The sequence below is a fragment of the Amycolatopsis japonica genome (assembly GCF_000732925.1).
Lineage (GTDB): Bacteria > Actinomycetota > Actinomycetes > Mycobacteriales > Pseudonocardiaceae > Amycolatopsis > Amycolatopsis japonica.
In genome coordinates, this window is the sequence record NZ_CP008953.1 from 1,048,175 (window position 1) to 1,065,108 (window position 16,934).

At 68.5% G+C, this 16,934-nt stretch carries 14 protein-coding genes; 8 read left to right on the forward strand and 6 right to left on the reverse strand.

Annotated features, from left to right (window positions below):
* The first annotated feature begins 52 nt into the window (after positions 1–52).
* On the forward strand, positions 53–1,618 hold the full coding sequence (locus AJAP_RS05240; protein WP_051972346.1) for a S8 family peptidase: 1,566 nt from the start codon (positions 53–55) through the stop codon (positions 1,616–1,618).
* A 132-nt stretch (positions 1,619–1,750) separates the two neighbouring features.
* The gene (locus tag AJAP_RS05245) at positions 1,751–2,467 is read left to right on the forward strand and encodes a hypothetical protein (RefSeq protein ID WP_038508686.1); all 717 of its coding nucleotides are present in this window, start codon (positions 1,751–1,753) and stop codon (positions 2,465–2,467) included.
* On the opposite strand, the gene AJAP_RS05250 is transcribed toward AJAP_RS05245, so the two are convergent.
* Together AJAP_RS05250 and AJAP_RS05255 are read right to left on the reverse strand one after the other, a co-directional pair.
* Entirely contained in the window at positions 2,464–3,252 is a 789-nt protein-coding gene (locus AJAP_RS05250; RefSeq protein WP_038508688.1) for an SMP-30/gluconolactonase/LRE family protein, read from the reverse strand. The genes AJAP_RS05245 and AJAP_RS05250 overlap by 4 nt on opposite strands.
* Positions 3,253–3,378: 126 nt before the next feature.
* Positions 3,379–7,101, reverse strand: coding sequence for a multifunctional oxoglutarate decarboxylase/oxoglutarate dehydrogenase thiamine pyrophosphate-binding subunit/dihydrolipoyllysine-residue succinyltransferase subunit (locus AJAP_RS05255; RefSeq protein ID WP_084098032.1), 3,723 nt, complete (start codon positions 7,099–7,101; stop codon positions 3,379–3,381).
* A 372-nt stretch (positions 7,102–7,473) separates the two neighbouring features.
* Between AJAP_RS05255 and AJAP_RS05260 the strand changes: the two genes are divergently transcribed.
* Positions 7,474–7,740 (forward strand): hypothetical protein, encoded by a 267-nt coding sequence (locus tag AJAP_RS05260; RefSeq protein WP_037341106.1) that lies wholly within the window; start codon positions 7,474–7,476, stop codon positions 7,738–7,740.
* Here AJAP_RS05260 and AJAP_RS05265 read toward each other — a convergent pair.
* Positions 7,737–8,306: a DUF4291 domain-containing protein gene (locus AJAP_RS05265; protein ID WP_038508692.1), complete on the reverse strand. Its 570-nt coding sequence runs from the start codon at positions 8,304–8,306 to the stop codon at positions 7,737–7,739. The genes AJAP_RS05260 and AJAP_RS05265 overlap by 4 nt on opposite strands.
* Before the next feature lie 74 nt (positions 8,307–8,380).
* On the opposite strand from AJAP_RS05265, the gene AJAP_RS05270 reads away from it, so the two are divergent.
* Positions 8,381–8,692 (forward strand): hypothetical protein, encoded by a 312-nt coding sequence (locus tag AJAP_RS05270; RefSeq protein WP_038508694.1) that lies wholly within the window; start codon positions 8,381–8,383, stop codon positions 8,690–8,692.
* Between the two features lie 127 nt (positions 8,693–8,819).
* Here AJAP_RS05270 and AJAP_RS05275 read toward each other — a convergent pair whose 3' ends face one another.
* The 3 genes from AJAP_RS05275 to AJAP_RS05285 form a co-directional block, all read right to left on the reverse strand.
* The gene (locus AJAP_RS05275; protein ID WP_407639397.1) at positions 8,820–12,542 is read right to left on the reverse strand and encodes an ABC transporter ATP-binding protein; all 3,723 of its coding nucleotides are present in this window, start codon (positions 12,540–12,542) and stop codon (positions 8,820–8,822) included.
* A gap of 125 nt (positions 12,543–12,667) precedes the next feature.
* Complete coding sequence (locus AJAP_RS05280) at positions 12,668–13,552, reverse strand: ABC-2 transporter permease (protein WP_005150670.1); 885 nt, start codon at positions 13,550–13,552, stop codon at positions 12,668–12,670.
* On the reverse strand, positions 13,552–14,715 hold the full coding sequence (locus AJAP_RS05285) for an ABC transporter ATP-binding protein (protein WP_038508698.1): 1,164 nt from the start codon (positions 14,713–14,715) through the stop codon (positions 13,552–13,554). Before AJAP_RS05285 ends, AJAP_RS05280 begins: the two co-directional genes overlap by 1 nt.
* Positions 14,716–15,297: 582 nt before the next feature.
* On the opposite strand from AJAP_RS05285, the gene AJAP_RS05290 reads away from it, so the two are divergent.
* Genes AJAP_RS05290 through AJAP_RS05305 form a run of 4 tightly spaced genes read left to right on the forward strand, consistent with a single transcriptional unit; the run spans position 15,298 to position 16,931 of the window.
* Complete coding sequence (locus tag AJAP_RS05290) at positions 15,298–15,600, forward strand: YbaB/EbfC family nucleoid-associated protein (protein ID WP_038508700.1); 303 nt, start codon at positions 15,298–15,300, stop codon at positions 15,598–15,600.
* The gene (locus AJAP_RS05295; protein ID WP_038508702.1) at positions 15,597–15,866 is read left to right on the forward strand and encodes a hypothetical protein; all 270 of its coding nucleotides are present in this window, start codon (positions 15,597–15,599) and stop codon (positions 15,864–15,866) included. Before AJAP_RS05290 ends, AJAP_RS05295 begins: the two co-directional genes overlap by 4 nt.
* A complete protein-coding gene (locus tag AJAP_RS05300) occupies positions 15,866–16,195 on the forward strand; it encodes a hypothetical protein (RefSeq protein ID WP_038508704.1) in 330 nt (109 codons plus the stop codon). Before AJAP_RS05295 ends, AJAP_RS05300 begins: the two co-directional genes overlap by 1 nt.
* A complete protein-coding gene (locus tag AJAP_RS05305) occupies positions 16,188–16,931 on the forward strand; it encodes a WXG100 family type VII secretion target (RefSeq protein ID WP_148311450.1) in 744 nt (247 codons plus the stop codon). Before AJAP_RS05300 ends, AJAP_RS05305 begins: the two co-directional genes overlap by 8 nt.
* The last annotated feature ends 3 nt before the right edge of the window (positions 16,932–16,934 follow it).

A 16,934-nucleotide genomic window follows, 5' to 3' on the forward strand; every position in this document is an offset into this window, starting at 1 on the left:
ATCCGGCGGGCTTCTTCATGCCCGTGGGTCGACCCTGCCTGGGAGGAATATCTTGAACAATTCCCTGGGAACCTTGAAGAGACGACTGCCCGCCTTCGGTGTGGCCGCGGCCGTCGCGGTGCTGACCGCGCTCGGCGGCACCACCGTCGCGTCGGCGGCGGAAGGTTCGATCGTCAACGCCGGCAGCGCCAAGGCGATCAAGGACAGCTACATCGTCGTGCTGAAGGACGGCTCGTCGGTCGAAGCCACCGCGAAGAGCGTGACCCAGCGCCACGGCGGCACGGTCGAGAAGACCTTCGCGTCTTCCGCCCGCGGTTTCTCCGGTGCGCTGACCGAAAAGCAGGCGAAGCGCGTCGCCGCCGACCCCGCCGTCGCGTACGTGGAGCAGAACCAGACCGTCTCGATCTCGACGGACCAGCTGAACCCGCCGTCGTGGGGTCTGGACCGGGTCGACCAGCAGAGCCTTCCGCTGGACCAGAAGTACAGCTACAGCACCACGGCGTCGAACGTCACCGCGTACGTCGTCGACACCGGGATCCTCACCACGCACCCCGACTTCGGCGGGCGCGCGACCCACGGCCGTGACACCGTCGACAACGACAACGACGCCACGGACTGCCAGGGCCACGGCACCCACGTCGCCGGCACCATCGGTGGTACCGCGCACGGTCTGGCCAAGGGCGTCAAGCTCGTCGCCGTCCGCGTGCTGAACTGCTCCGGTTCCGGCACGACCGCCGGCGTCATCGCCGGTGTCGACTGGGTGACCGCCAACGCCGTCAAGCCCGCCGTCGCGAACATGAGCCTCGGTGGCGGCGCTTCGACGACCCTCGACCAGGCCGTGCAGCGGTCGATCGCGTCGGGTGTCACCTACGGTGTCGCGGCCGGTAACGACTACGGCGCCAACGCGTGCAACAGCTCCCCGGCCCGCACGCCCGAGGCGATCACCGTCGGTTCGACCACCAACACCGACGCCCGGTCCGACTTCTCCAACATCGGCACCTGCCTCGACATCTTCGCGCCGGGCAGCGGCATCACTTCGACCTGGCTGAACAACGGCACCAACACCATCAGCGGCACCTCGATGGCGACCCCGCACGTCGTGGGCGCGGCGGCCCTGTACGCCTCCGCCAACCCGTCGGCGACGCCCGCTCAGGTCCGCGACGCGCTGGTCAACGCCGGCGTCAAGGGCAAGGTGACCAACCCGGGCACCGGTTCGCCGAACGTGCTGCTCAACACCGGCAGCGGCGGTGGCCCCGGCCCCGAGCCGACCCCCTGTGGCACGCAGACCAACAGCGGCGTCGTCGCCATCCCCGACGCCGGTGCCGCGGTGACCAGCACGATCACGGTCGCCAACTGCGCTCGCAACGCTTCGGGCACCACCAAGGTCGCGGTGAACATCACGCACACCTACGTCGGTGACCTGGTCATCGACCTGGTCGCGCCCGATGGCACCTCGTACCGCCTGAAGGGTTCGAGCGGCGACTCGTCCGACAACATCAACACCACCTACACCGTGAACGCCTCGGCCGAGGCCGCGAACGGCGCGTGGAAGCTGAAGGTTCAGGACGTGTACCGGATCGACACCGGCTCGCTCAACAGCTGGTCGTTGACCGTCTGATCCACCCCTGGAGTACGTGAAGGCCCCCTTCCTCCTGCTGGGAAGGGGGCCTTCACGTACCCGGAGGGTGATTCGGCGCCCAGTTGCGGCATTCGTCCACTAAGGACCGTCGTGAGGCTTTAACGTCTCCGCATGCAGCCCGGACCGCCCTACCAGCAGGGACCTCAGCAGCCGTATCCACCGCAGGGATACCCCGGCTACCCGCAGCCCGGATACGGGCCGCCGCCCAAGAAGTCGAACACCGGACTGATCGTCGGGCTCATCCTCGGCGCGGTGGTGCTGCTCGGCGGTGGCGGGGTCGCGGCCTTCCTGCTGCTGTCCGACTCCGGCTCGTCGTCGACCGCTTCACCGACCTCGTCCAAGAAGAGCGGCCCGCCGGACAAGTACTCCTCGATGCCCGGCTGCGAGAAGATCGGCAGCAAGGTGCGGAACCTGCCGCCGCTCGAAACGCCGAAGGGCGAGGAACCGGCGAGCACGTCGAACGACGAGATCACCTACACGCGTTCGTCCTGCTCCTGGCGTGAACCGAACGCGCCGTCGGCGACCGTCTCGATGTACCTGTCGAAGTCGAAGGAGCCGGGTTCCGGCGCGGGGGAGGCGTGGGCCAAGGCCGGGGTCGAGAACGCCGTGACCGACGGCGGCGTCCTCATCCCCACCATGGCGAAGTCCACCAAAGCCGTGCACACCAAGCTCGATTCGCCGAGCCAGTGCCAGATCAAGTTCTACCAGGGCAACGTCGAGGGCGAGATCATCGTGACCGGCCCGAACCCGTCCGGGACGGTCAACCAGACGGTGTGCAAGGAGAACGCCCTGAAGATGGCCAGGGCGACCTCCGAGGCGATCGGTTAACCGACCTCGGTGACCTGGACCTGCCCGCTCGGCCCGTCGCCGAACGGGTTCTCCCAGCCGTGCCACTCGGCGGCGAGGACGTAGAGCGAACGCCCGTCCTCGCCGCCGAGCACGCAGGAGAAGCAGCCACGGTCGGCTTCGACCTTCTGCAGCACTTCGCCTCCTTCGCGGACGCGGACGCAATGCTTGCTCGCGACGTCCGCGTACCAAACGGCTCCTTCGGCGTCCAGGCAGATGCCGTCCGGGTGATCGCCGCCGAGTTCGGCCCACACCCGCCTGCCGGACAGCGAACCGTCCTCGGCGATGTCGAACGCGGTGAGCCGGTTGCCGTACGACTCGGCGACGATCAGCGTCCCGCCGTCGGGTGTGACGACCATGCCGTTGCCGAACAGGATCCCGTCGGCGACCTGGCGCACCTCGCCGTCCGGGGTGACGACGGCGATGACGCCGGGCGACTGGAAGTCGTTCGTGCCGTTGACGAAGGCGTTTCCGCGGCCGTCGACGGCGACCTCGTTCCACAGGGCGGCGATGCCGCTCAGATCGGCGTAGCGGCTAAGGCCGGCGTTCAGCAGGCGCGCGTTCGGGCCGTCGACGATGAGGAGGCGGCCGTCGGGCAGCCAGTCGAACGTGAGCGGCATCGCGGACGGCACGTTCGCGACGACTTCGCTTTCGCCGCCGGGCGTGACGGCGAGGATCTCGCCGTCGCCCCAGTTCGCCAGCCAGAGACGGCCGTCGTGCCAGCGGGCGGATTCGGGGAGCTTGAGGCCGTCGAGCAGGGTGTTCATGGTGTCTCCTTCGGTCGTTTGCCCCCTACACGAACGGGACCCGCCGTTTTCGACACCCGGATGCCGTGAAGGCCTCCTTCCCTACCTTGAGAGTAGGGAAGGAGGCCTTCACGGACGTTCAGGCGATCAGTCGAACGCCCGCGCGATCAGCGCCTTCTGCTCGACCTCGTGCACCTTGGACGAACCGGCCGACGGGGCGGCCATCGGACGACGCGACACGACATCCAGGTTGGAGAACACCTCCGGGAGCTTCCGGGGCAGGTTCAGGCCGAAGAACGGCCACGCGCCCTGGTTCTCCGGCTCCTCCTGGACCCAGACCGCGGGAGCGCCGTTGTAGCGCTCCAGCGCCGCCAGCAGCTTCTTCTTCGGCAGCGGGTAGTACTGCTCGACGCGCACGATCGCGACGTCGTTCGCCTCGCGCTTCGTGCGCTCGGCCACCAGCTCCCAGTACAGCTTGCCCGACGTCAGCAGGACCTTGCGGACCTTCGACGGGTCGACGACGGCGTCGTCGATGACCGACATGAACTTCGTCTGCCCGGTGAAGTCCTCGACCGCCGAGGTCGCCGCCTTGTTGCGCAGCATCGACTTCGGGGTGAAGGTGATCAGCGGCCGGTTCACCCCGTCGAGGGCGTGGCGGCGGAGCAGGTGGAAGTAGTTCGCCGGGGTCGACGGCACCGCGACGGTCATCGAGCCCTCCGCGCACAGCGAGAGGAAGCGCTCGATGCGGCCGGAGGTGTGGTCCGGGCCCTGGCCTTCGTGGCCGTGCGGCAGCAGCAGCACGACGTCGGAGAGCTGGCCCCACTTGGCCTCGCCGGAGGAGATGTACTCGTCGATGACGGTCTGCGCGCCGTTGACGAAGTCACCGAACTGCGCTTCCCACATGACCAGCGCTTCGGAGTTGGCCACGGAGTAGCCGTATTCGAAGCCGACCGCCGCGTACTCGGACAGCGCCGAGTCGTAGATCATCACGCGGCCCTGGTTCTCGGCGAGGCTGGCCAGCGGCGAGTACTCCTGGCCGGTCTTGCGGTCGATCAGCACCGAGTGGCGCTGGGTGAAGGTGCCGCGGCGGGAGTCCTGGCCGGACAGCCGCACGAGGCGGCCTTCCATGGCCAGCGAACCGAAGGCGAGCAGCTCGCCGAAGGCCCAGTCGATGCCACCTTCGCGGGACATCTTGTGGCGGCGCTCCATGACCGGCTTGACCCGCGGGTGCGGGGTGAAGCCCTCGGGCACGTTGAGGAACGCGTCGCCGATGTGCTCGATGACCTCGGTGGTCGTCGCGGTGGGCACCTTGGCCGGGACCTGCTGCTCCTCCTCGACCGAGGGGCTGGCCTTCGCCGGGTGCTTCTCCAGCTCGCGGACCTCGTTGAACACGTGCTCCAGCTGGCTGGAGAAGTCGCGTAACGCGGCTTCGGCCTCTTCGACGGAGATGTCGCCGCGGCCGATGAGCGATTCGGTGTAGGTCTTCCGGACCGAACGCTTCGTGTCGATGATGTCGTACATCGCCGGCTGCGTCATCGAGGGGTCGTCGCCCTCGTTGTGGCCGCGGCGGCGGTAGCAGATCAGGTCGATCACGACGTCCTTGTGGAACGCCTGGCGGTAGTCGACGGCCAGCTTGGCCACCCAGTGCGCGGCCTCGGGGTCGTCACCGTTCACGTGGAAGATCGGCGAGCCGATCATCTTCGCGACGTCGGTGGCGTACTGGCTCGAACGCGAGTGCTCGGGCGCGGTGGTGAAGCCGACCTGGTTGTTGACGATGACGTGCACGGTGCCGCCGGTGCGGTAGCCGCGCAGCAGCGCCAGGTTCAGGGTCTCGGCCACGACACCCTGGCCCGCGAAGGCCGCGTCGCCGTGCATCAGGACCGGGAGGACGGTGAAGCCCTCGCCACCCTTGTCGAGGATGTCCTGCTTCGCGCGGACGATGCCCTCGAGGACCGGGTCGACGGTCTCCAGGTGCGACGGGTTCGCGGTCAGCGACACCTTGGTCTCGCCGTCGCCGAACATGCGGAAGTATTTGCCCTCGGCGCCGAGGTGGTACTTCACGTCACCGGAACCGTGCGCCTGACCCGGGTCGAGGTTGCCCTCGAACTCCTGGAAGATCTGCGCGATCGGCTTGCCGACGATGTTCGCGAGCACGTTCAGGCGGCCGCGGTGCGGCATGCCGATGACGACCTCGTCGAGTTCGTGCTCGGCGGCCTTGTCCAGCAGCGTGTCCAGCAGCGGGATCGCCGTCTCGCCGCCTTCGAGGGAGAATCGCTTCTGGCCGACGTACTTGGTCTGCAGGAAGGTCTCGAACGCCTCGGCGGCGTTGAGCTTCGAGAGCACGTACTTCTGGACCGCGGGGTCCGGCTTCTCGTGCGGGATCTCGACGCGGTCCTGGATCCAGCGGCGCTCCTCGGGGTCGAGGATGTGCGTGTACTCGATGCCGACGGTGCGGCAGTAGGAGTTGCGCAGCACGCCGAGGATGTCGCGCAGCTTCATCCGCTCCTGGCCGGCGAAGCCGCCGACCGGGAACTCGCGGTCCAGGTCCCACAGGGTCAGGCCATGGGAGAGGACGTCGAGGTCGGCGTGGCTGCGCTGCCGGTAGTTGAGCGGGTCGGTGTCGGCCATCAGGTGACCGCGCATGCGGAAGGCGTCGATCAGCTCGATGACGCGCGCGGTCTTGTCGACCGGGCCGTCCGGGATGTCGGCGACCCAGCGGATCGGCTCGTACGGCAGGCGCAGGCTGGTGAAGACGTCGTCGTAGAAGCCGTCCTCGCCGAGCAGCAGCTCGTGGATGCGCTTGAGGAACTCGCCCGACTCCGCGCCCTGGATGATGCGGTGGTCATACGTCGAGGTCAGCGTCATGATCTTCGAGACGCCGAGGTCGACCAGCGCCTTCTCGCTGGTGCCCTCGAAATGCGCCGGGTACTGCATGGCGCCGACGCCGATGATCGCGCCCTGGCCCGCCTGCAGACGCGGCACCGAGTGGTTGGTGCCGATGCCGCCGGGGTTGGTCAGCGAGATCGTGGTGCCGGCGAAGTCGTCGGCGGTCAGCTTGCCGTTGCGAGCCTTCTTGACGATCTCCTCGTAGGCCTGCCAGAACTGCATGAAGGTCATGTTCTCGGTGGCCTTGATGGAGGCCACGACGAGCGTGCGGGAGCCTTCCTTGCCCTTCATGTCGATCGCGAGACCGAAGTTCACGTGCTCCGGTGTGATCGCGAACGGCTTCCCGTCGATCAGCTGGTAGTGCCGGTTCATGTTCGGGAAGTTCTTCAGCGCCCGGACCATCGCGTAGCCGATGAGGTGCGTGAAGGAGATCTTGCCGCCGCGCGTGCGCTTGAGGTGGTTGTTGATGACGATGCGGTTGTCGGCCATCAGCTTCGCCGGGACGGCGCGCACACTCGTGGCCGTCGGCACGGACAGCGAGGCGTCCATGTTCTTCGCGATCGCCGCCGCGGCGCCGCGGAGCTGCTTCGACTCCGCCTCGGCGTCCTTCTCGGCCGGCTTGGCGGGGGCCTTCTCCGCCGCCTTGGGCGCGGCCGCGGGGGCCGCCGCCTTGGGTGCGGCGGCCTTCGCGGGGGCGCTCCTCGGCGCGGTCTGCTTCGCGGTGGACTCGGCGTTGCGGACTGTCTGCGCCGACGGCGTGGCGGCGGCCTGGCCGTTGGCGCCGGGACCCTCGTTGCCGGGGTCTCCGGAGTTCTGACGTGCGTCGTCGGCCTTCGTCTGCGCGTCCTGCGTTGGCTTGAAGTCCGCGAAGAAGTCGTGCCAGGCGGCATCGACTGAGCTGGGGTCGGCAAGGAACTGGTCGTACATTTCCTCGACGACCCACTCGTTGGGGCCGAATTGTGACGCAGGGCTGCTGCTGGACACGGCTTGGACTCGCCTCTATCCGTCTCGAGATCTTGAACACCGCTGATGCGCCTACCAGGCTAACCCCCTCGGTCGCAGCCGTGTGATGGAACTGGCCTGTGTGAGGCGTGGCGCACTAGGTGATGGGTCACTGTCTCGATCAAGAGACCGAAAATAGGCCACCCGCCGCCCTCGCCCGCCGCTGTCCGGGGGAGCAAGGGACCCTTGCTGCCACTTTCACTGTCCGTGCAGGTCAAGTCACTGTTTGGTCGGTAAAGGTTGGCTGGGTCGTCGTGCCCGGACAGCCTGGAGTTCACGTCGGGGCGCTTCGCTGGGTGGAGGATGCGGCCGGTGTCGTGCCGGCCGCCGATCCCCGCGAGGTGGTGGCGGCCCATGTGGCTGGACGAGTGCCCGTCGTTCTGGGACGAGGGGCGTGTGCGCCCGCTGGTCACCGAGTCCGGCAAGGTCGTGCTGATGTGCGACTCGTGCTCGGCGGTCTGGCCGACGCTCGCCGACTTCAAGGAGATGGAGCACGTCGAGCCCGACGAGCCGGACTGGACGGTCGCGGCAGGCGTGCACGTCCGGCCGGGGACCGTCCGGTGGGCTTCGGTCCAGGACCTGGAGGTCGCCGGGATGGGCGGCCTCAAGTGGCGGCCCTAGCCGGGGTACGGACGCTCCGCGGGTAGCAGCGCTTCGGCGTCTTCGATGCGGTTCGCCGCGACCAGGGCGCCGACTTCGCGCATGACCGGGGTGACGTCGGTGACCGCCGTGATCCATTTGTCGACATAGCGATCGACGGCCTCGCCGCTCAGTCCCATCTGGAGCGAACGGTGCCTCAGAGGACCGAGCCGGATGCTGCGTTCCGGATCCCACTGGATGCGGACCGGACTGGTCTTGACCTCGTTCTGCCACGTCTTCCGGTCGGGATGGACGTCCGCGTCGTAGTGGCTGAGCGCCGCGTGTTCGAGCGCCCAGGCGAAACCCTCGCGAGTGATGTCGAGGGCGAGTACGCGCTCTTGGCCGGGCTTCGCGGCCCAGCCGCAGCGGTACGCCATCCAGAGGAAGGACGGCTTGATCCAGGTCATGCGTTCGCGTTTGAACGGCGGCACGAAAGTGCCGGCCTTCAGCGCGGCATCGGCGATGGCCGGGGCGTACGCCTGATAGACGCGGATCGTGGTTTCGGTGTACAGGGCGCGGATCTGCCGCGCCGGGATCTCTTCGTTCATTTCCCGGTCAGCGTGACAGGTGCCGTGGGCGTGCGCGACCGAAATTCCCTTGCTCATCGGGTCATGCTGAACGCATGGCATTGCTGCGCAAGGGATCGCGACGAATCGTGGTCGATGACACCGCTTACCGGTGGATCGTCCGGCGTAAGCCCACTTATGCACAGGAAGGCGGATTCTTCCTTTCGTACGGAGTGGAACTCGAGGACGCGCGGGGTGCCGTGCTGGTGGTCCGGACCGAGCACGCGCATCCGTTGAATTACCTGGGCGTGCCATCGAAGGCGGTGCTGCCTTCGGACGTCGAACGCGCGATCCGGCAGGCGCTGGCGCGGGGGTGGGAGCCGGAGACGCCGGGGGCGCAGTTCCAGCTCGACCTCGCGGCTGGGTGAGGGGGGTTACGGCGTCGTGAGCGGCGTTCGACGTGCTTGAAGGCGCGACTCGCGTGCTTGAAGGCGCGACACGCGTGATTGGACGGACGACACGCGCGACTGGACGGACGACACGACCACGGCACGGTCAGCCGAGGGACCAAAGGCGGGCGTAATGGCCGCCCGCGGCGACGAGTTCCGCGTGCGTGCCCTGTTCGATGATCCGGCCGTGGTCCAGCACCACGATCCGGTCCGCCTTGGCGGCGGTGGCGAGACGGTGCGCGACCACGAACGTCGTGCGGCGGCGCGCGAGTTGTTCGGTCGCGCGCAGGACGGCGGCTTCGGTGGACGGGTCGAGTGCCGCGGTCGCCTCGTCGAGCAGGAGGACGTCCGGGTCCACGAGTTCGGCGCGGGCGAGGGCGACGAGTTGCCGTTGCCCGGCCGAAAGGGACCGTCCGCGTTCACCGACGGGCTGGTGGAAACCGGCCGGGAGCGCGGCGACACCGTCGAGCGCGCCGACGGACCGGACCGCTTCCTCGACCTCCGCGTCCGTCGCGGAAGGCCTGCCGTAGCGCACATTGTCCGCGACGGTTCCCGAGAACAGATGCGCTTCCTGCGGTACCACGCCCATTCGCGTGCGCAGGGCGGCGAGGTCGTACTCGCGGATGTCGGTCCCGTCGATTCGCACCACGCCGCCTGTCGCGTCGTAGAAGCGCGCGACGAGCTTCACCGCCGTCGACTTCCCGGCGCCCGTCGCGCCGACCAGTGCGACGGTCTCGCCGGGCGCGACTTCGAGTGAGAGCTGTGAAAGGGCAGGTTCGTCCGTTGCGGTGTAAGCGAAATCGACGTCCTTGAAGGAGACCTCGCCGCGCAGGCGCTCCGGCATGGCGACCGGGTTTTCCGCCTGCGGAACGGAAGTCGGTGTGCGCAGGAGATCGCCGATCCGCGTCAGGCCGACCCGCGCCTGCTGGTAGCCGTCGAACACCGAGGACAGTTGCTGGATCGGTGAGAAGAACTGCCCCAGGTACAACAGGAACGCCACCAGCACACCGGCCGACAACGTACCCGCCGCCACCCGGTTCGCGCCGACGATCAGCACGACGACCTCGGCCAGTCCGGAAAGCATTGCCGCGAAAGGGAAGTACGTCGCGACGAGACGCTGGGCGCGAAGTCGCGAACGCCGGTATTCGTCGCTTCGGGACGCGAACTTCTCAGCCGTGCGCTCCTCGCGCGTGTACGCCTGCGCGACCCGCAGCCCGTTCACGTTCTCCTGCATGTCCGCGTTGACGACACTGACCCGTTCCCGGGCTTCGGTGTACGCCTTGGACGACGCTCGTCGGAAGATCACGGTCGCCACGACGAGGATCGGCAGCACCGCGAGCGCGTACGCGGCCAAGCCGATGTCGGTGATCATCAACGCCGCCGCGATCCCGACCAGCGTCAGCGCGCTCACCACCGCCTGCGCGACACCGGTCTGCAGGAAGGTCGAGAGCGCGTCGACGTCGGTGGTCATCCGGGTCATGATCTTCCCGGACAGCTCGCGTTCGTAGAAGTCGAGCCCGAGCCGTTGCAGATGGGCGTAACTGCGCACGCGCAGCGAATACAGCACCGTCTCGCCGACCCGCGCCGTCATCTTCGTCTGGAGGTACACCACCAGCCAGTCGGTGAGGATCACCAGCGCGCCGATCCCGGCGGCCAGCCAGATCACCGCCTCCGCGCCGGCGCGCACCCCGTTGTCGATGCCGTGCTGATACAGCGCGGGCATCGCGATGGTGGCCAGCGCGTCCGCCGCGACCAGCCCGATCACCAGGGCGAGCGGGCCGCGCACCGGTTTCAGCAGGCGGCCGAGGCGGAACTTCGGTTCGGGCGCGGTGACATCCGTGCCCGGCAACCGCGGGACATCCGTGGCGGGCGGCAGTTTCCGGACACCCTCGATGAGTTCCTGGCTCGGCGGCAGGTCGACGTCCCATTCGCCGCCCGAGCCCTTCCGCTCGCCGGCCAGCTCGTCGGCCTTGTCCTGCTCCGGCCACAGCGCGGGGGTGATCCCGGCGGGACCGCAGTCGAGACCCTCGCAGCGATGCGGCTCCTCGACGTCGTCACCCGGACCCGCGACGAGTTCGCGGAACAGCGGGCAGCGGGCTAGCAGTTCCTCCTCGGTGCCGACGTCGACGACGCGGCCCTTGTCGAGCACGGCGATCCGGTCGGCGAGGGCGAGGGTGGAGCGGCGGTGCGCGATCAGCAGGGTCGTCCGGCTCGCGGTGACCGAACGCAGCGTGTCGTGGATCGCCGCCTCGGTGACCGTGTCGATGGCGGAGGTCGCGTCGTCGAGGACCAGCACGCGCGGATCGGTCATCAGCGCCCTGGCGAGGCCGAGCCGTTGCCGCTGACCGCCGGACAACGTGAGCCCGCGCTCGCCGACGAGCGTGTCGTAGCCGTCGGGGAGACGCTGGATGAACTCGTCCGCTTCCGCGGCCCGCGCGGCCGCGCGGATCTCTTCGTCGCTCGCGTCCGGCCTGCCGTAGGCGATGTTGTCGCGTACCGACGACGAGAAGAGGAACGCCTCTTCGAAGACCACGCCGATCGCACCGCGCAGATCGTGCTGCCGGACGTCGCGGACGTCGAGGTCGCCGACCTGGACCGAGCCGCTGTGCACGTCGTAGAACCGGGGCAGCAGCAAGGAGATCGTCGATTTGCCCGAACCGGCCGTGCCGACCAGCGCGAGTGTTTCGCCCGGCCGCGCCTCCAGGGTGAGACCGTCGAGCACGGGATCCGACCGCGTGTAGCCGAAGGAGACGTCCTCCAGCCGGACACCGAGCGGGCCGTCGGGCAGCGGCCGCGCGTCCGGGCTGTCGACGACGTCGGGCTGCGCGTCGATGAGTTCGTTGACCCGTTCCGCGCCCGCCCTGGTCAGCTGGGCCTGCACGACCAGGCTGGAGATCATCCGCGCCGGGCCGATCAGGATGGACAGATAGGTCGCGAACGCCAGGAAGGTGCCGAGGCTGACCTCGCCCTTCAACGCCAGGACGCCGCCGACCGCCAGCACCGCGACCTGTCCCGCGGCGGGAAGGGCCGCCGTCGTGGCCGTGGGCAACGAGGACAGCCGGGCCGCGCGCATACGTTCCGCGAAGAGCTTCTTCGCCGTCTTCTCCAGCTTCGCGACTTCGCGCGCTTCCTGGCCGAAACCCTTCACGACGCGTACGCCGGTGACGGTCTCCTCGACCTGCTGCGCGACGTCGGCCGCGCGCTGCTGGGCCGCCCAGGTCGCGGGGAAGAGCCGTTTCCGGCTCACCGCCATGATGATCGCGATCGCCGGGGCGACCACCATCGCGATCAAGGTCAGTGTCGGCGACATCCACAGCATCGCGCCGAGTGACAGCAACGCGAAGATCACCGAACCCGCCGAAAGCGGCACCTGCATCAGGACCGAAGTGACCAGCTGCAGATCCGAGATCGCGCGCGAGGCGACCTGCCCGGTGCGCAACGCGTCCTGCTTGCCGCCGTCGAGCCGCGAGACCGCGCCGAACACCTGGCGGCGCAGGTCGTGCTGGACGTCGAGGGCCAGCCGCCCGCCGACGTACCGGCGGGCGAACGCGTTGCCGAAGGTCAGCACCTGCAGCACCGCCATCACGGTGGCGAGCAGGCCGAGGCGGGAGGTGTCGCCCGCGACGGCGTCGTCCAGCGCCTCGCGGATCAGCAGCGGACCGGCGGCCTGGAGCCCGACGCCGATGATCGCCGCACCCAGCGAGAGCACGACGAGCCACGGATGTTTCCAGCACGAAGCGGCCAGACGGCGGATCCAGCCTCCGGCGGGTGCGGGGGTGGTCTCACGAGCCGGACTGGCTTGACGCGGACGAGGTGGAGCAGTAGTCACCCCGCAAGCCTAGGCGTCCGCACCGACAGTCCCGGCCGGTTCGCGCAGGGCCGAACGCCATGAAAGGTCCTTTCCTTGCGAAATTTGCAAGGAAAGGACCTTTCATGGCGCTTGTGGACTGTGACTTACGTGATGTCCTTCTTCTGGTTCACGGCCCAGCCGGCGAGGAAGAAGATCATCGTCCAGCCGAAGAAGATGAGCGCCGAGGCCCACCACGAGAACGCGCCCGGGGCACCGGCCGCGTACTGCAGCGCCCACGCCGTCTCGTCCTGCAGGCCGGGCACCTTCACGCCGGCGGCGCCGAACGCCTCCGCGCCGATGGCGCCCACGATGCCGTTGACCGTGCCGTTCGGCAGGACGCCGCCCAGCCAGGTGATGTCCGCGGCACCGAACATGACGAACACCAGCACGTTCTCGACCACCAGCATCCAGATGGTCAGCGTGATGATGCTGCCGACCACGCTGCGCCAGACCGCGCCGACCCCGATACCGAACAGGGTCGCCAGGATCGTCGCGAGGACACCCGCGCCCAGCACGCCCAGCCACTGGCCCGCCGTCGGCAGGCGCTGGCTGTCGACCGTGATCACGGTGCCGAGGCTCGCCGCGCCCACGATGATCACGCCGTAGATCGCGCCCCAGGCGATGTAGGTGATCATCTTCGCGCTCAACGCCGAAACCCGGTTCGGGGCGGTGAGGAACGTCGTCGTGATCGTCTTCTTCGTGTACTCGCCGGCGAGGGCGAAGACGCCGAAGATGATCGGGATCATCGTGCCGATGTTGATGCCGTGCCCGAGCGCGAGCAGACCGACCGGCAGCTCACCGGTCGAGATGCCGAGCGCCTCGGTCAGCTCACGGGTGTCCGAGCGGCCGAGGAAGTCGCTGAAGTCGTTGGTGACCATGCCCCAGAACAGGGCGAACGCGAAAGCGAAGACCACCGCGGGGATCATCAGCGCCCACCACGCCTTGAGCGTGAGCGTCTTGCGGAACTCCGCCTTGATCAGGTTGCCCATCAGCCCTGGCCTCCCCAGCCCTCGTTCTGGCCCTGCTGCTGCGCCTGCTGCTGAGGCGGCGCCTGCTGGTACTGCGGTTGCTGCGGCGGCTGACCCTGCTGTTGGAACTGCTGCGGCGGCGCGAAACCGGGCGGCGGCGTGTTCTGCGGCGCGTAGCCGGGCGGCGGCCCCTGATAACCGGGCGGCGGGCCCTGATAGCCCGGAGGCGGACCCTGGTAGCCCGGCGGCGGGCCCTGCTGGAAACCGGGCTGCGGCGCCGCGTACTGGCCCTGCGTCAGCTGGAAGAACATGCGCTCAAGATCCGCCGTCTCCTCCTGCATGCCGTAGACCGCGATGCTCGCCTTCGCGGAGACGTCACCGATCTGCTGCACCGTCGCGCCGGAGACCGCGACCCGGCCGTCGGGCATCGGCGCGACCTGCGTGATCCCCGCCTCCTGCAACGCGGAGACGAGACCGCTCGCGTCGGCGGACTGCACCAGCACCCGGGACTGGTTGCTCTTGCGCAACTGGTCCAGCGAGCCGTTGTAGCGCGTCATGCCCTGGCTGATGATCACGACCTGGTCGATCGTCTGCTCCACCTCGTTCAGAAGGTGGCTCGAGACCAGCACCGTGCGCCCCTCACGCGCGTACGCGCGCAGGAAGTTCCGAAGCCACAGGATGCCTTCGGGGTCGAGCCCGTTCGTCGGCTCGTCCAGCACCAGCACCTGCGGATTCCCCAGCAACGCCGTCGCCAGCGCCAGCCGCTGCCGCATACCGAGCGAGAACCCGCCCGCCTTGCGGTCCGCCGCCGACGAAAGACCCACCAGCCCCAGGACCTCGTCCACCCGCTGATCCGGCATCCCGATCGCCGCCGAGTACACGCGCAGGTGATTCCGCGCCGTGCGACCCGGGTGGAAACCCTCGTTCTCCAGCACCGAACCGACGACCCGTGCCGGATTCCCCAGCTGGTCGTGCGGGCGCCCGTTGATGGTCGCCGTGCCGTTCGTGGGCGTCACCAGCCCGAGCAGCATCCTCAGCGTCGTCGTCTTCCCGGCCCCGTTGGGCCCCAGGAAGCCGGTCACCGAACCGGGCTCCACCGTGAAGCTCAGATTCTGGACCGCGTTGACCGCACCGAACTGCTTGCTCAGGTTCTGCACCGCGATGCGGCCACTGCCGTCGTGCATACCGTCCCCTTTTGTTGACGAAGGCCGATCACGCGACATCCTGCCTCACGGGGTGAGTCCGTACCCGAGGAAGGGGTCAATCCGCCGAAAGCGACCTTCGTCACGTTCGACCGGGTGACGGATGCGTCCTCCAGGGCACCCGTCGCTGCGCCGAATGGCCGCTGACTACCGGATATACGACGCAGAGCGCGGAAAATCACCGACCTGGCCAGCGGTTCGTGAAGAAATAATTCGGAAGACATGGCAACCCCATGCAGCGCGACGGCCACTTATTACCTACGATGTAGGAGGCGGCCCGCTCCCAGTGACCCCCAGGCTGGTCGAGCGGGCCGCCCTCAGCCCCTTTGCCCCACTTCGGTCGACGCTGGCGCGTCTTCCCGAAGGTGGGGCTTCGTCGTATCACCCGGGGGGCCGAGCCCCCCGGACCCCCGCGGTGCGGTCGGCGCCGGTCTCGACGGGGTGGCCTAGGGCGCGGAGCGCCCTGGCCGGGCGAGAGCGCGCAGGGTACGGAGCGCGGGGAAAGGTCTGGGAAAGGTCGGGGCGTGATCCTGTCGTCTGTTAGGTGACGAGGGGAGACGACCGGTGGACATAGATCCGGTACGGAAGATCAGAGAGTTCGCGGAACTGCTCGCGAGGAGCAAGGCCGCGCTTGTGCAGGCCGAGGGGGAGCTGGCGGGGCGGCACTACACCGCGTCGGCACGTGGGGGACTTGTGCGGGCGGAGGTGGATCATCGGGCGCGGCTCGTCGGGATCCACATCGACCGGGCCGCGGTGGCACGCAGCCGCAGTGGAGAACTCGGCGCGTACATCGTCGAGGCGGTCGGTCAGGCGCGTGAAGAGGCCCGCGCCGAATATCGGCGGCTGGCCCGGGTGGGCGTCCGATGAACGGCCTGCTGCGGCTCCACGACCTCGATGACGAAGACGACAGGCGGGCGACCTCCCGGCGAGAAGAACACTTCGCCGGCGCGGACATCGACGCCGGTCTCGGCAGGGTCCACGTCGACGAGGCCGGTGACCTGGTCGCCGTCGACCTCGACGAGCGGGCACTGCGCACGATGAACCCGGCCGCGCTCGGCGGCCACCTCCTCTCGGCGATCGAGCGGGCCGAACAGGCCGCCAGGTCCGAGCGGATCGAACGGAGAAGGCTCTGATGGCAGAGGGAACCGGCTACGAGGTCGTCCCGGAATCGCTCGCGGACATGGCGACGGAGTTCCAGACCGCGGCCGAATCGTGGACCACGCTCAAGGACACGATCGGCGGGCTGACGATGCAACCGGGCGACCTCGGTCTGCTCGCCACCGGCGCGGGATACATCGAGGCGTACAACGACGCGTGCAAGCTCATCGTCGAGAAACTCGGCGAGGCGATCACGAGTTTCGAGGACACCGAGTCCGCGCTCGTCACCGTCGCCAACACCTACGCCGCGCAAGACGCCGAGTACTACGAGCAGTTCGGCTACCTGGGGAGCGACGATGACTGAACCCGCGCCGTACCCGGAAGGAGACGCGGCGACAGTGCAGGACGCCGCGGATTTCTTGAGCACTGTCTGCGGTCCCGCCGTCGCCACCGGGGTGAGGGTGATTCTCGACGAGATCCGCAAGCTTCTCGGCGACCGCACGATCCCCTCGTCGCGCGCCACCCAATGGGGCGAAGCGCAGAAGACACCGAGCACGGTTGCCGACGGGCTGAACACGAAACTCGGTTCGCTGGACGCGTATTGGCAGGGAGGCGCGTTCGACGCGTTCAAGACCCACACCGATCGGGTCGTCCAGGAGTGCGACCTGACGGCCGCGAAACTGGGGGAGGTGGGCTCCCTGCTCGCCCAAACGATCGCCTTCGTGCATGAGACGTGGGGGATGGCCATCGGGTTCATCACGAAGGCGGCCGCAGGCTGTGCCAGTCTTTTCGACCCGACCGAGGTGCTCGGCGCGATCAACGACCTGGCCACCAGCTACGCCGATCTCATCGAGAACGCCCTCTCGACGATGGGCGAGTTCGCGTCCAACGTCAAGGCCGTCGAGATCTCCGCGCTCAGCTTCCCGGCGCCGGGAACACTGCCGTCCGAAGTGAGCAACCCGGACAAGTGGGTCCTCGAACCGGCGCCGGAACACCCGCCGGAGGACAAGAAGCTGCCTGCCGAAGCCGGGATGGCCGAATCGCCAGGCGGCGTCACCACCCCCGACGAACCGGACACGGCGGAAGCGGAACCCGCCTGATCC